Here is a 14,215-nt window from a genome sequence, read left to right as displayed (position 1 = left end):
GAATTCCTTAAAGCTGGTAATAGTCGCGATACCAGGCGACGAAACGATCGACGCCGGTCTGGATCGGGGTGGCCGGGGCAAAGCCGACCCAGTCGTCGAGCAGGCGGGTATCGGCGTAGGTGGCCGGGACGTCGCCATCCTGCATGGGCAGGTAGATTTTTTCCGCCGTCTTGCCGATGGCCTGTTCCAGGGCCCCGATGAAGTCCATCAGCGGTACCGGGTCGCTGTTGCCGATGTTGAACACGCGATAGGGCACGTTGCTGCTCGCCGGGTCGGCGGAAATGGGCTCGTAGGCGGGGTCGACCGTCGCGTTCTTGTCCATGACGCGAATGACGCCTTCGACGATGTCGTCAATGTAGGTGAAGTCGCGTTTCATCTGACCATGGTTGAAAACCTTGATCGGCTGGTCTTTCAGGATGGCGCCGGCAAAGAGGAAGGGCGCCATGTCCGGGCGGCCCCAGGGGCCATAGACGGTGAAAAAGCGCAGGCCGGTCGTGGGCAGGCCGTAGAGATGGCTGTAGGTGTGGGCCATCAACTCGTTGGCTTTTTTGGTCGCCGCATACAGGCTGACCGGATGGTCGACGCTGTCGTGCTCCGAGAAAGGCATTTTGGTGTTGCCGCCGTAGACACTGGAACTGGAGGCGTAGACCAGGTGCTGCACGCCGTGGTGACGGCAGCCTTCGAGCATGTTCACGAAGCCGAGCAGGTTGCTGTCGGCGTAAGCATGGGGATTCTGGATCGAATAACGCACCCCGGCCTGGGCGGCCAGATGGATGATCTTGTCGAAGTGTTCCTGCTTGAACAGGGCGTCCACGCCGCTGCGGTCGGCAATGTCCAGGCGTACGAAGCGAAAGCCCGGATGGCCGGTGAGGCGCGCCAAACGGGCGTCCTTGAGGGCGACTTCGTAGTAGTCGTTGAGGTTGTCGATGCCGACCACCTCGTCGCCGCGCTCAAGAAGGCGCAGGGCGGTGGTCATGCCGATAAAGCCGGCGGCGCCGGTAACGAGGACTTTCATGCGGTCAACCTGTTGAATAAGGCGGATATTTTACCGCAGCGCAGCATCGCTGCGTTGCCGCTCCAGCATCTTGGCATACTTGAGGAAGCTGTTGAAACAGCCGATGGCAATGTGGATCAGGCCGGGCAGGCCATCGCGAAAGCCCTGGCGGATCAGGTAAAACTTGATGAAGCGGATGATCGGGCTGAAGACGATGCGGCCGACACTGCTGCGCTTGCCTGCGGCGAGCGCCATGTCGGCGGCCAGGCTGGTGTAGCGGTTCTGCTTGTTCAGATAACTGGCCAGGCTTTCCGCCGAGTCGTGCAGCAGATCGCCGGGCAGGGTGCCGGTGGTGCCGTCAGCGATCACTTTTTCATGGACGGCATCATCCGACCAGCGTGCATGGCGGCGATCGAAAAAGCGCAGGGACCAATCCGGATAGCCTTCACCGTGCTTCAGGTAACGCCCGAGAAAGCGATTGCAGCGGGCAAAGCGGTAGGCGTGATGCTGCGGCGCGGCGAGGACGCTTTTCAGGCTGGCCAGCAGTTCGGGGCTGACCCGCTCGTCCGCGTCCAGACAGAGCACCCAGTCGTGGCGGCAGGCGTCGACGGCGTATTGTTTCTGTGGCCCGAAGCCCAGCCAATCCTGATGAAGGACGCGTGCGCCGGCTTGCGCGGCGATGGCAAGGGTGTCATCGCGGCTGCCCGAATCGACGATCACGATGTCGTCGGCCCAGGCGACGCTGGCCAGGCAGTCCGCCAGTGCCCGTCCGGCATCGAGGGTGATGATGGCAACAGAGAGCGGCAGGCGGGGTGCGGACATTTATAATTGAGGCTTCGAGAAACCCTTATTTTATCCGCCGATGCGTGTCCTGCTTGTAAAAACTTCCTCGCTCGGCGATGTGATTCACAATCTGCCCGTGGTCAGCGACCTGCAGCGCCACGTGCCGGGTATCGAGATCGACTGGTGCGTTGAAGCGGGTTTTGCCGACATGCCGCGTTTGCATCCCGGCGTCCGCCGGGTGGTGCCGGTGGCGGTGCGGCGCTGGCGCAAGGCGCTGTTTCAGGGGCGGACCTGGCAGGAGATCGGCGCCTTCCGTCGTGCGGTTTCCGGCGAGACCTACGATCTGGTGCTCGATACGCAGGGCCTGGTCAAAAGCGCCCTGCTCGCGCGTTGGGCGAACGGGCCGTTGGCCGGCTATGACGCCAACTCCATTCGCGAGCCGCTCGCCGCCCGCTTTTATGCGCGCCGGTATGCGGTCAGTCGCGCCATGCACGCGGTCGACCGTAATCGGGCCCTGGCGGGCGCGGCGCTGGGTTACGTGCCGGAAGGTCCGCCGGATTACGGCTTGGTCGCGCCGGTGCAGTCCTTCGACTGGTGTCCGTCTGATCCATACGTGGTGTTACTGAGCGCCACCAGTCGCGACGACAAATTGTGGCCCGAGGCGCATTGGCTGGATTTGGGCGCAGCGCTCCACGCCCGGGGGCTCAAGGTGATTTTGCCGGCGGGCAATCCGGTCGAGCGGGCGAGGGCGGCGCGTCTGGCCGCCGCGCTACCCAATGCGGTTGCGGCACCACCGCTCGGTTTGCCCGCTTTGGCGACAGTGTTGGCGGGAGCGCAGGCCGTGGTCGGGGTCGATACCGGTCTGACCCATCTTGCGGTGGCGCTGGATGTGCCGACCGTGGCGCTCTATACCGCCACCGATCCGGGGCTGACTGGTGTGCTGGGGCGCGGTCGTTGGGCCAATTTGGGCAGCAAGGGCCAGATCCCGACGGTCGACGCGGTATTGCAGGCCCTTTTTGAGGCGGCTCCGTGATGGTGCGCCTGGCCTATGCCCTGCTCTGGTATTGCCTGACGCCGCTGATCTGGTTGCGTCTGGCCTGGCGTGCGCGCAAGCAACCGGAATATCTGCAGAATCTCGGCGAACGCTACGGCTTTTACCGGCAAACGCCGTTCAACAAGCTGATCTGGGTGCATGCGGTTTCCGTGGGCGAAACGCGGGCCGCGCAGCCCTTGATCGAGGGCTTGCTCGCCCAGTGGCCGGAACATCGCATCCTGCTCACCGGCATGACACCGACCGGTCGTCAGACCGGGGCCGAGGTCTATGGTGCGCGCTTCGGCGAGCGGGTGATCCAGGTTTATCTGCCTTATGACTATCCCGGCGCCGTGCGCCGTTTCTTCGCCCATTTCAATCCGGCCTTCGGCGTGCTGATGGAAACGGAAATCTGGCCGAACCTGCTGGCTGCAGCAAAGACGGCCGGGGTGCCGGTTGTGCTCGCCAACGCCCGCCTTTCGGCGCGTTCGGCGCGGGGCTATGGCCGTTTTGATGCTTTGGTGCGCCCTGCGTTTGCTGCGCTCGCCGGCGTGGCAGCGCAAACCTCGGGGGATGCCCGGCGCTTGGGCGAACTCGGGGCGCCGACGGTCGACGTCTGCGGCAACCTGAAATTCGATGTCACGCCTGGCCCGGACAAACTGCTGCTGGGGCAGCGCTGGCGGGCTGCGTTGAACGGGCGCCCTGTCTGGCTGGCGGCGAGCACCCGCGAGGGGGAAGAGCCCCTGATTCTGGCTGCCTGGCGTCAGGTGGCACCGTCCGGGGCGTTATTGGTTCTGGTGCCGCGCCATCCTCAGCGGTTTGATGCGGTTGCTGCGCTGGTCCGCGAGGCCGGTCTGTCCTGCGTGCGGCGCTCCGATGGCTTGCCGCAGGCCGATACGGCGGTCTGGTTGGGCGACAGCATGGGCGAGATGGTGGCTTACTACGCCCTGGCTGATCTGGCCTTCATCGGCGGCAGTTTGCTGCCGCTGGGCGGGCAGAATCTGATCGAGGCAGCAGCCTGTGGCTGTCCGGTGCTGGTGGGGCCGCATACCTTCAATTTTCTGCAGGCGACGGAAGATGCACTGTCCGCCGGGGCGGCTCGACGCATTCAGGATGAAACGGACTTGGGCGCAGCAGTGGTCGGCTTGCTGGCGGATCCGGTGCAACTGGCCGGCATGCGCGAGGCTGCCGTCAGTTTTGCCCGGGCGCACCAGGGTGCGGCCGGACGTACTCTGGCGTTTATTGCGCGGCGGATGGGTCGAGCAGGGCGTTGACCTGCTCAACGTCGGGTTCACCCAGCGCACCGACTGCAGCCTTCAGGCGCAGTTGGGCCATCAGGGTATCGAGCGTGGCTTTGGCCAGGTCGCGACGGGTTACATACACCTGATTTTCGGCATTCAGGACATCGATGTTGATGCGAACGCCGACTTCGTACCCGAGCTTGTTCGATTCGAGCGCAGATTGGGATGAAACGAGCGCCGCCTGCAGGGCCTTGACCTGTGCCAGGCCATTGACCACGCCGAGGTAGTACTGGCGGGCTGCCAGTGCCGCGCCGCGACGGGCAGCCTCCAGCCCGGACTGGGCGGCCATCGCATTGCCGGCGGCTTCGCGCTGCTTCGATACGGTGGCACCACCCTGAAAGAGCGGGATACTGATTTGAATCCCGGCGTTCTTGAAATCGGTGTCGGTGACACCGATGGCCGCTGAGGCGAGGGTTTTACTGTTTCCGGCATTGGCCACCAGGTCGACCGTCGGATAATGGCCGGCCCGTTGTTTGTCGACTTCACGCCGGGCGATTTCGGCGGCGGCCTGTTGCGCCTGTACGCTGAGGCTGTCCTGTTCTGCGGCGCTGACCCAGGGGGCCATGGTGTTCGGTTCGGGGGGCGTCAGGCTGGCCTGATGTGCCGGCGGCGCCAGGGCTTCGGGTTCGTTGCCGATGATTGCCTGCAGGGCGCGGCGGCGCACTTCCAGGTCGTTCTCTGCGGCGAGTTCCTGTGCGGAAGCCAGGTCGTAGCGCGCCTGGGCTTCATGTGTGTCGGTGATCGTCGTCGTGCCCACCTCGAAATTCTTTTTGGCGGATTCGAGTTGCTGGGCGATGGCTGCCTTGTTGGCGCGCAGTGCCTTCAGGTTCTCAGTGGCGTAGATCACGTCGAAGTAGGCTTGCGCGGTGCGCAGGATCAAATCCTGGCGGGCCAGTGCAAAGTTGGCCTCGGCTTGGGCGACCTGGAGCTTGGCCTGGTCGTGGCTGACCCAGTTCTGCCAGCGGAACAGGGGCTGGGAGAGGGTCAGCTGGTAGCCATTGGAATTGAATTTCGGGCTGCTGGTCGTGTTCGTGTTGCGGAACGTGGTGTCGTTCTCGTTCCAGACCGTGTTGCCCGACAGCGTCAGGCTGGGGAGCAAACCGGCCAGGGCCTGCGGTGCCTTTTCTCGCCCGGCGTCCAGGGTGCCGCGTGCGGCGGCGAAGGTCGGATCGTTGTCCTGTGCAGCACGGTAAATCTGCAGGAGGTCTGCGGCATGGACCGTGGTGATCAGGCAGGGGGCGAAGAGGAGGGCGGAGAGTGTACGCATGCCAGTCTCAATAGCGAGGCATTGAAGGATCGACTTCGTCCGCCCAGGCTGCAACACCACCGGTCAAGTTGAACAACCGGTCATGTCCCTGGCGTTCGAGGAACATCGCCACTTGCATGCTGCGCACCCCGTGGTGGCAGATCACGACCACATCGCGGTCGGGGTCGATTTCCTGTTGACGGGCAGGGATGAGGTGCATGGGAATAAGCACCGCACCCGGCAGGTGGCAGTGCTCGTATTCCCAGGCTTCGCGCACATCCAGCAGCAGGGGCTGGGGACGGGTTGTGTCGGCCAGCCAGTCGGCCAGATGTTGTGCGCGAATCTGTTGCATCAGAAGGAGAAGGCGGTTTTGGCGGTCGCGTTGTCGAGCGGCGGAACGACCGTTTCGAACAGGTTGACCGTGTTGTAGGTTCCCTCGGCCGTGCAGGTGATCAGTTGCGCCTGCATGACCGGGGCGTCACCGACGATGACGGCCAGTCGGCCGCCGACGCGCAGCTGCTTGAGGAGAGCGGCCGGCAGGGTCGGCAGGGAGGCCGACACGACGATGGCGTCGTAGGGGCCACGGGCGCTCCAGCCCTGGCTGCCGTCACCGATTTCGATCGTGACATTGCGAACGCCAGCGTTGTCGAGGTTCTGGCGGGCTTGCGCGGCCAGTTCGGGACGCGATTCAACGCTCACCACATGGTCGGCACGGCCGGCCAGCAGGGCGGCCATGTAACCCGAGCCGGTGCCGATTTCGAGCACCTTGTCGGTTTTCTTGAGGCTCAGCTCCTGGAGCAGCTTGGCTTCGATTTTCGGGGCCAGCATGGCCTGGTTGTCGCCGATGGGGATCTCCATGTCGGCGAAGGCCAGGTTGCGATAGGCCGCCGGGACGAAGTCCTCACGCTTGACGACGAAAAGCAGGTCGAGAACCTGCGGGTCCAGCACATCCCAGGGACGGATCTGCTGTTCGATCATGTTGAAACGCGCTTGCTCGATATTCATGGGTGTCTCCGCAGGCTTAATATTAGCGACGGCTAATATATTGATTCCGACAAAGCGGAATTATACCTGACTCTCCTTTCCCGTCTGGCGCAGTCCGTCGAACAGCAACTGCATGTGTATATCGAGATAGTGCAGCGGATCCTGTTCGCTGCTTTGGCCGCAGGCCAGGGAGTGGCGCCAGATCAACAGCATCAGGATGGGCGCAATGATGACGTCGATGGCGGTTTCGATGTCGAGAGGGCGGAATTCGCCGCTGCGCATACCCCGCTCCAAGGCGGCGCCGACCAACTGGCGTCCGCGCTTGATCACGTTATCGACGTAGTACTCGGCCAGTTCGGGGAAATTGCGCGCCTCGGCCACCATTAGTTTGGGAATGCCGGCAAAGCGGGTCTGGCCGATCTTTTTCCACCAGTTGTCGAGCAGGGTCCGCATGAGCTCGCGGGCGCTGCCGGTGTGCTGCGCCAGGATGGCCTCGTTTTCAGCCAGGACCGGCACGATGCCGTCCTGGATCACCGCCTTGAAGAGCGCTTCCTTGCTGTCGAAATAGAGATACAGCGTCCCCTTGGAAACCCCCGCGCGCTGGGCGACATCTTCAAGCCGGGTGGCGGCGAAACCACGCTCGACAAAGAGTTCGAGCGCGGCGTCGGCAAGTTCGCCCGGACGGGCATCCTTGCGGCGTTTTCGAGGGGCGGGCGTATTCATGGGTAAGTTAATGACTAGTTGGTCATTAACTTACCATCACGGCATTTTGCCGGTCAACGCCCTTCCTTGATCAGTCGGCCTGCAGGCGGCTGGATGGGGCGGGCATTGTTGCGATAGAGGCGGCTGAAGATATTGATCTGGTCGGTCGAGACTTGAACCGGTTGCTTCATGACCAGCCACAGAACATTTTCGCTGCACGGCGGGGTGGTCAGGGAGCCCATGTAGGTGTAGTAGCCACGAGCGGCGGGCAGCAGGTCGGCCGGGTTGATGGCGATATTCGGCGGTTCGACCGGTGCGTTTTTTTCCAGCGGCATGTAGTTCCAGACCGACTGGATGAACGGGTTTTCGTTGCCGCGCTCCAGCAGGACTGCGACGACAGCGAGTTGCCCGTCATCCGCCTTGTGGACCAGGTGAACCACCATGTCGAAGCGCTGGCCGTTGACCTTCTCTTCGGAGGGGCGATGGAAATGGAACTGGATCAGTTCGAAGGTTTTACCGGTCAGGGTGATGGCACTGTCAGCGACATTGACCTGGACGGTGTGGCCGTTATCGACGATCCGGAAGGTCGAGGGGCGGTAGTTGAACTTGATCGGTTCGAGGTCCACCTTGATGCCGTCGCGGATATCGATTGGTGACTGGCGCTGCCCGGTGGCGCACAGGGTGTTCTTCGCGTCCAGCTTGGACCAGTTTTCCGGGCCGCCGGGGCCTTCATAGCCCCAGTGAATATGGGCATGCTCGGTGGCGGCGGCCTTGTGGGCGATTTCCAGCATGTAGCCTTCGGCTTTCGCCGGCGCCGGTTTTTTCGGTTTGGCCGGTGCCGGGGCGTGCACATAAACCGTGTGCGGCTTGGGGGCGGGAGCGCTGACTGGCGGCATCGGTGCTGCCGGTGCGGCGGCGGCAGGGGCTGCCGGCTTGGCGGATGCGGCAGGGGGTGTGGTCGCGGCGGCCTGGGCAGCACGCTCGGCTTCGGCGGCGGCTTTCAGGTTGGGGCGGATCGAGGGGATGGGGGCATCGGCCGGGGTGTCACTGGTTTTGACGGCGGCGCCTTTCTCTCCCTTGGCAAGCTCTTGCTTCAGCAGGGCTTCGTTGGCCTGTTTCAACTGGCCTGCGGCATCGTTTGCCTTCTGGGCGACTTCGGCCTGATTGTCCTTGGGTGGGCGGCAGACTTCACGCAAGACCTTGTCGTCGAGAGTGCCGCTGCGGACAGGGAGATCCGTCCCTTTCAGGTCTTCCTCACGAATGACTTCGTTTTCATTCTTCTTGTAGATGCGCTTCAGCGTGTTCGCGTTGCGTGCGCCGCAATCGTATCGGGTGAGGGCTTCGATGACCCGGTAACCGGCGCCGGAACGGGCATCGATCAGTTCGCGTTCCAGAATGACGCGGCCCTGGGCCTGTACCGTGTTGCCTTCCCGCTTGATGCTGGTGCGGTCGAGTTCGATGCGCTTCCCCGGCTCGGACGAGATGGTTTGCCAGGTGGGCGCGGCGAAGGCAGCGAAGGGCAGGGTGGCCAACAGGGTGGCGATGGTCAGTTTGCGCATGGGTGACCCCTTTATCTTTTCTTTGAAATTCCAAGGCTTGGCAAGGATATTTCGGCCTGTTTCTAGAAATCTTGAGGCAGGCGGTGCGTTTCTTGCATTTTGCCTGTCTTTCCAGTAACTTGCAGCCCACTCGTTAGGGGTGTCGTCTGTCGGTTTCACGCCGACGGTCGACTGAGAAATACCCTTCGAACCTGATCGGGTCATGCCGGAAAGGGAAACGGATGTTCGTGAGTGCGTAACGATCGAACTTTTTTCGCTCCCTGGCCGTCTCAGCCCGCTGACTTCAAGCACGGAGCACTCATGAACGCCAAAGACACCTTCCTCGCCGCCAACGCCCATGTCGACGAGGCCGCCATCCAGCCGCTGCCGAATTCCCGCAAGATCTACGTTGAAGGCTCGCGCCCGGATATCCAGGTGCCGATGCGCGAGATCAGCCAGGCGGATACGCCGACCGCGTTCGGTGGCGAAAAGAATCCGCCGATTTTCGTTTATGACTGTTCCGGCCCGTATTCCGACCCGGCGGCCAAGATCGACATCCGCTCCGGCCTGCCCGCGCTGCGCGCCCAGTGGATCGCAGAGCGCAACGACACTGAGGAACTGCCGGACCTGAGTTCCGAGTTCGGTCGTCAGCGTGCTGCCGACAAAGCACTCGACGAGCTCCGCTTCCCCGGCCTGCACCGCAAGCCGCGTCGTGCCAAGGCCGGCGCCAACGTGTCGCAGATGCACTATGCGCGCAAGGGCATCATCACGCCGGAGATGGAATACGTTGCCATCCGTGAAAACCTGAATCGCGCCGCCTATATCGAATCCCTGCGGTCGACCGGCAAAACCGGTGAAAAAATGGCTTCGCTCCTGACCCGCCAGCATCCGGGTCAGAGCTTTGGCGCTGCCATCCCGGCCGAGATCACGCCGGAATTCGTGCGCTCCGAAATCGCCCGTGGCCGCGCCATCATCCCGAACAACATCAACCACCCGGAAAGCGAGCCGATGATCATCGGCCGTAACTTCCTGACCAAGATCAACGCCAACATCGGCAACTCGGCGCTCGGCTCCAGTATTCAGGAAGAAGTCGAGAAGATGACCTGGTCGATCCGCTGGGGCGGCGACACGGTGATGGACCTGTCCACCGGCAAGAACATCCACGAAACCCGCGAGTGGATCATCCGCAACTCGCCGGTGCCGATTGGCACAGTGCCGATCTACCAGGCACTGGAAAAGGTGAACGGCAAGGCCGAAGACCTGACCTGGGAAATCTTCCGCGACACGCTGATCGAGCAGGCCGAACAAGGCGTCGATTACTTCACCATCCACGCCGGCGTGCTGCTGCGCTACATCCCGATGACCGCCAACCGCATGACCGGCATCGTCTCGCGCGGCGGTTCGATCATGGCCAAGTGGTGTCTGGCGCACCACAAGGAAAGCTTCCTCTACACGCATTTCGAGGAAATCTGCGAAATCATGAAGGCCTACGACGTCGCCTTCAGCCTCGGCGATGGCCTGCGTCCGGGCTCGATCTACGACGCCAACGATGAAGCGCAATTGGGCGAGCTGAAGACCCTCGGCGAACTGACCGAAATTGCCTGGAAGCACGACGTGCAGACCATCATCGAAGGTCCGGGCCACGTGCCGATGCACCTGATCAAGGAGAACATGGACCTGCAGCTCGAGTACTGCAAGGAAGCTCCGTTCTACACCCTCGGCCCCTTGACCACCGACATCGCGCCGGGCTACGACCACATCACCAGCGGCATCGGCGCTGCGATGATCGGCTGGTACGGCACCGCCATGCTCTGCTACGTCACGCCGAAGGAGCACCTCGGTCTGCCCGACAAGGACGACGTCAAGGAAGGCATCATCACCTACAAGCTGGCCGCACATGCCGCCGACCTGGCCAAGGGCCACCCCGGCGCGCAGATCCGCGACAACGCACTGTCCAAGGCCCGCTACGAGTTCCGCTGGGACGACCAGTTCAACCTCGGCCTCGACCCGGATAAAGCCCGCGAATTCCATGACGAGACCCTGCCCAAGGAATCGGCCAAGGTCGCCCACTTCTGCTCGATGTGCGGCCCGCACTTCTGCTCGATGAAGATCACGCAGGACGTGCGCGACTTCGCGGCCAAGCAGGGACTGGGAGAGGACGAGGCGCTGGAGAAGGGCATGGAGGCCAAGGCGGTTGAATTCGTGAAGACCGGTGCCGAGATCTACCACAAGGTCTGAATATTTCAGGGGCGGATATTTGTTCCTCTGGCATAATTCCGAAAAATTATGACGGATGGCAATTGAATAACGGGTCTTCTCCCCTTCCTATTCTGACGCTTTTGACGGGGGCCTTCGAGCAACTTGGTGCGGAGGTTCCCGCCCCAAAACGAGCGGCTTTGGCTGACATGATTACCCGTGCCATGGGGCAACCTGGCCGGGTATTCCATGCTGTCCATCACGCCTTGGCATTGGCGGATGAACAATCACCCGTCATTACGCTGGCCGCTTTTTTTCACGATCTGGTGTATCTCAAGCTGGATGATGGTTTTCCTCCGGATTTCAGACCCATAGCCACACGCCTTTTCCTGCCGGAAGAGCATGGCTTCCGGTGGTTGGCTCACGCGGCCTCTTTTCACGAAAGCTTGTGTGCTGCCGTATTTGATATTCAGCCGGACGATCTTTTGCGCCCAGAGCGGGGACTGAATGAGTTCTCCAGTGCCTTATGGGCTGCCAATGCCTTGGGGGGCTTGCTTCCGCCCTGCATCCTTCTATCCGTTCTGGCCTGCATTGAAGCATCCATTCCCTTTCGTACGAGAGAGGATCGCGATCTGGATCAGGAAGAGTTTCTCCGCCTGGAACTGGTCAATACCCGGTTTGCTTGTGCGCTGAGTGAGCGAGCGCTCCGCTCTGCGGTTGCTTTTGCAAGAGACTTCGCCAACCGGGATGTGATGGGCTTTGCTCATCCTGTCCCTGCGTTTTTCCTGAGCGATACCTTGGCCTTGGTAGAGGAGAATGCGCGAGTTGCGATTCGGCAAGGAAGCGATCTCTCTCAGGCCTACCTCAAGGCGCTGGTTGCCATGCTGTGTTTCCTGGATGGTTTGGCGCCCAGTGCTGTTTTTCGAGGGAAAGATTGTTCTGTCGGCCAAGCACGGAATCAATATTTAATGGATAACCTTCGCATGGGGTGCTTGGCCTTGCGACTCCTGATCATTGCCAGTGTGGTGTGGCAAACAAATCCAAATACATCCATGGCGTCGGTCACTCAGGAAAATCTCTCGCCATCAATGCAAGAATTGGCCGATCTACTCCGCAATGTCACAACCCAAAGCCCTTCGTTGCAAGGTCTGCTATCACTGGCTCAGTCTCGAATGATCTCGTTGTGTGAGAACACCGCGATTGCTCGGAATCAGCTGGCCCGCTGTTTTTTTGATGGCGAACTCAACGCAGAATCCTATCTCTTGAGCGCGCTTGCTTAATTTGCCTCGTTCGCCATATGAATTTGTAATTTCTGTGTAAGCTTTCATATTTAGGCTCCTCGTTTATTAGTGATTTTGAATGTGAGCCGGCGATGGATGGGGTGGGGCGGTTTGTTCAGGAATACAAGGCTGGTGAGGCGATATTCCGTGAAGGTGACATTGGCAAGGAGATGTTTGTCATCCTCTCCGGCAAGGTAAGCATTGTTCGCCATGTCGATCAGGGAGAGCGCGTCCTGTTGGCTGAGTTGGCCGAGGGGGAAATGTTCGGCGAGATGGCCTTGGTTGCAGAAGGGCGGCGCTTCGCCACCGCCTTGGTTACCGAAGATGAGACCAAGGTGGTACGCATCGACCAGGCTAGATTTGTCTATCTGGTCAGCCAGCAGCCTGCATTTGCATTGAGTGTGATTCGAATGATGGCACAGCGTCTTGCTGATGTCGGCCAAAAGGCTTCAAGCGCGCAGATGGAGGTTGCTTGAAATGGATATGCCGGGTGCAGAAGTTGTTAAAAAGCGTATTGCCGAAATCTATCCATCGGTTTATCTGATCTACGGACAAAACCGTTCTGCGCATGCTTATCTGATCAAAGGGGATGCGAAAACCGTTCTGATAGACAGTTGCCTGCCGGATGGTGTGGCAGGGGTGGTTGATGCGCTGGCCGAGGTAGGTGTCGCACCTGAGGATATCGACCTTGTTTTGCTTACACACGAGCATATCGATCATGCCGGTGGTGTTCCATTCTTCGGGAAAAAATCGCTGGTTGCAGCGCATCGTCTGGCCGCCAATAAATTGACCTTGCAGGATGAGTTCGTCCTGATGAACAAGGCTTTTGACTCGAGTGCCGATGCGTTCCGGATTGATCTGTTGCTCACAGAGGGCGCGGTGATCGATCTTGGTCGCTATGAATTGCACGTTATTCATACGCCGGGCCATTGCTCTGGTGCGATTTGCTTCTACGAGCCGAATCACCGCCTCTTGTTTTCGGGGGATGTCGTGATGGCGACGGGTATCGTGGGTGGCGTCTTGCAGTCAGGAAATATCAGCGACTACATCCATTCGATGCGTCGCCTGGCCGCACTGCGGGTTGAGCACCTTTATCCTGGCCACGGGAAAATCTCGGATCGTGCCGAGGCTGATATCCAAAAAGGAATTGAGCGTCTGGAAACCCTTCTTGATGAGTCAAAAATGCTCTTTAAGGTTGTGCAGAACTCGCAGCATGGCTTCGATCACATCATGCGCTCGCTGCGTGATCTGAATCGCTAATGCGTGTTGCGGAAGAAGAGGGCCGGCGCGGCCTTCTTTTTGACCATTTAGGATCACCCAATGGAAATGCAGATTGTTGCCTGGCTAGCGGCTGGCTTGGTTTTTATGTCTTTTTTCATGAAAACCATTGTGCCTTTGCGGACGATGGCGATTGCCAGCAATATCGTATTCATTTGCTATGCCCTGATGGGGATTCATTTTGGTGTTTTTGACAAAGTGCTCCCCATTTTCGTGTTGCATGTAGCGCTCTTGCCGCTCAATTTGATCCGGTTGCGTGAGGTCAAAAAAACCATCCGTGATGTTGAGGCAGCAAGTCAGGCTTCGCCTTCACTCGACTTCTTGCTGCCTTACATGACCCGGGAGACGTTTGCATCCGGGGCGTGCTTGTTCCGCAAAGGTGATGATGCAGACCGCATGTATTTGCTCCACAGCGGGAAAGTGCATCTAGGTGAGTTGAACAAGACCTTGTCCCCAGGCGATGTGTTTGGCGAGGTCGGTGTATTTGCCGAGCATGCTCAGCGTAGCTCTTCCGCCATTTGCGAGGGCGATTGTGAACTTTTCTCCGTCAGTCGCGAGAAGGCCATTGAGCTGTTTTATCAGGACCCCAAGTTCGGGTTTTACATCGTGCGAGCACTCGCGCGCTACGTGGCGGAAGGTGTGGCGCCCCAAAGCGAGGGCGAGTTGAAACGTGTTGCCTGAGCATATGCGACCGCTTCGCGAGACTGCATTGTTTCAAACCGTGTTTGAAACAAAATTCCATCGTTTATAAGAATTTCGTCAGGTTTTTGTCAGAATCTGTGCTGTTTTGACGATTTATTCGCAATGGCTTTGTTGCACAAATCGGGTATACAGGTTGCTAGGGGATAGGTTTGTGACCAACGAACCTTAAGATGCCGAAGCC

At 60.3% G+C, this 14,215-nt stretch carries 14 protein-coding genes and 1 riboswitch; of the genes, 7 read left to right on the top strand and 7 right to left on the bottom strand.

Annotated features, from left to right (window positions below; translation table 11 throughout):
- Positions 1-7: 7 nt before the first annotated feature.
- Positions 8-1,015: an NAD-dependent epimerase gene (locus AACO21_RS00070; RefSeq protein WP_346190432.1), complete on the bottom strand. Its 1,008-nt coding sequence runs from the start codon at positions 1,013-1,015 to the stop codon at positions 8-10.
- Positions 1,016-1,045: 30 nt separating this feature from the next.
- Positions 1,046-1,816, bottom strand: a complete 771-nt coding sequence (locus AACO21_RS00065; RefSeq protein ID WP_346190431.1) for a glycosyltransferase family 2 protein — start codon at positions 1,814-1,816, stop codon at positions 1,046-1,048.
- A gap of 40 nt (positions 1,817-1,856) precedes the next feature.
- Here AACO21_RS00065 and waaC point away from each other — a divergent pair, with 40 nt between their 5' ends.
- Both waaC and waaA read left to right on the top strand, forming a co-directional pair.
- Complete coding sequence (gene waaC / locus AACO21_RS00060) at positions 1,857-2,810, top strand: lipopolysaccharide heptosyltransferase I (RefSeq protein ID WP_346190430.1); 954 nt, start codon at positions 1,857-1,859, stop codon at positions 2,808-2,810.
- Entirely contained in the window at positions 2,807-4,081 is a 1,275-nt protein-coding gene (gene waaA, locus AACO21_RS00055; protein WP_346190429.1) for a lipid IV(A) 3-deoxy-D-manno-octulosonic acid transferase, read from the top strand. Before waaC ends, waaA begins: the two co-directional genes overlap by 4 nt.
- Here waaA and AACO21_RS00050 read toward each other — a convergent pair.
- The 5 genes from AACO21_RS00050 to AACO21_RS00030 are packed head-to-tail and all read right to left on the bottom strand — an operon-like array spanning position 4,047 to position 8,599.
- Positions 4,047-5,375, bottom strand: a complete 1,329-nt coding sequence (locus AACO21_RS00050; protein ID WP_346190428.1) for a TolC family outer membrane protein — start codon at positions 5,373-5,375, stop codon at positions 4,047-4,049. The genes waaA and AACO21_RS00050 overlap by 35 nt on opposite strands.
- 7 nt (positions 5,376-5,382) lie before the next feature.
- The gene (locus AACO21_RS00045; protein WP_346190427.1) at positions 5,383-5,706 is read right to left on the bottom strand and encodes a rhodanese-like domain-containing protein; all 324 of its coding nucleotides are present in this window, start codon (positions 5,704-5,706) and stop codon (positions 5,383-5,385) included.
- Positions 5,706-6,359, bottom strand: a complete 654-nt coding sequence (pcm, locus tag AACO21_RS00040) for a protein-L-isoaspartate O-methyltransferase (RefSeq protein WP_346190426.1) — start codon at positions 6,357-6,359, stop codon at positions 5,706-5,708. Before pcm ends, AACO21_RS00045 begins: the two co-directional genes overlap by 1 nt.
- Before the next feature lie 60 nt (positions 6,360-6,419).
- Entirely contained in the window at positions 6,420-7,061 is a 642-nt protein-coding gene (locus AACO21_RS00035; RefSeq protein ID WP_346190425.1) for a TetR/AcrR family transcriptional regulator, read from the bottom strand.
- A gap of 53 nt (positions 7,062-7,114) precedes the next feature.
- Positions 7,115-8,599, bottom strand: coding sequence for a carbonic anhydrase family protein (locus AACO21_RS00030; RefSeq protein ID WP_346190424.1), 1,485 nt, complete (start codon positions 8,597-8,599; stop codon positions 7,115-7,117).
- A 125-nt stretch (positions 8,600-8,724) separates the two neighbouring features.
- A riboswitch (TPP riboswitch) is annotated at positions 8,725-8,832 on the top strand.
- 67 nt (positions 8,833-8,899) lie between these two features.
- On the opposite strand from AACO21_RS00030, the gene thiC reads away from it, so the two are divergent.
- The 5 genes from thiC to AACO21_RS00005 all read left to right on the top strand — a co-directional run bounded on the left by thiC (position 8,900) and on the right by AACO21_RS00005 (position 14,013).
- Entirely contained in the window at positions 8,900-10,816 is a 1,917-nt protein-coding gene (gene thiC, locus AACO21_RS00025) for a phosphomethylpyrimidine synthase ThiC (RefSeq protein ID WP_346190423.1), read from the top strand.
- Positions 10,817-10,983: 167 nt separating this feature from the next.
- Entirely contained in the window at positions 10,984-12,054 is a 1,071-nt protein-coding gene (locus tag AACO21_RS00020; protein ID WP_346190422.1) for a hypothetical protein, read from the top strand.
- A 101-nt stretch (positions 12,055-12,155) separates the two neighbouring features.
- Complete coding sequence (locus tag AACO21_RS00015; protein WP_346190421.1) at positions 12,156-12,530, top strand: cyclic nucleotide-binding domain-containing protein; 375 nt, start codon at positions 12,156-12,158, stop codon at positions 12,528-12,530.
- 1 nt (position 12,531) lies between these two features.
- Complete coding sequence (locus AACO21_RS00010) at positions 12,532-13,314, top strand: MBL fold metallo-hydrolase (protein ID WP_346190420.1); 783 nt, start codon at positions 12,532-12,534, stop codon at positions 13,312-13,314.
- Between the two features lie 60 nt (positions 13,315-13,374).
- Positions 13,375-14,013, top strand: a complete 639-nt coding sequence (locus tag AACO21_RS00005) for a cyclic nucleotide-binding domain-containing protein (RefSeq protein ID WP_346190419.1) — start codon at positions 13,375-13,377, stop codon at positions 14,011-14,013.
- The last annotated feature ends 202 nt before the right edge of the window (positions 14,014-14,215 follow it).

Origin of the sequence: Dechloromonas sp. ZS-1, from assembly GCF_039649255.1 — a bacterium.
Classification (GTDB): domain Bacteria; phylum Pseudomonadota; class Gammaproteobacteria; order Burkholderiales; family Rhodocyclaceae; genus Azonexus.
This window is presented reverse-complemented; position numbering and strand designations above follow the sequence as displayed.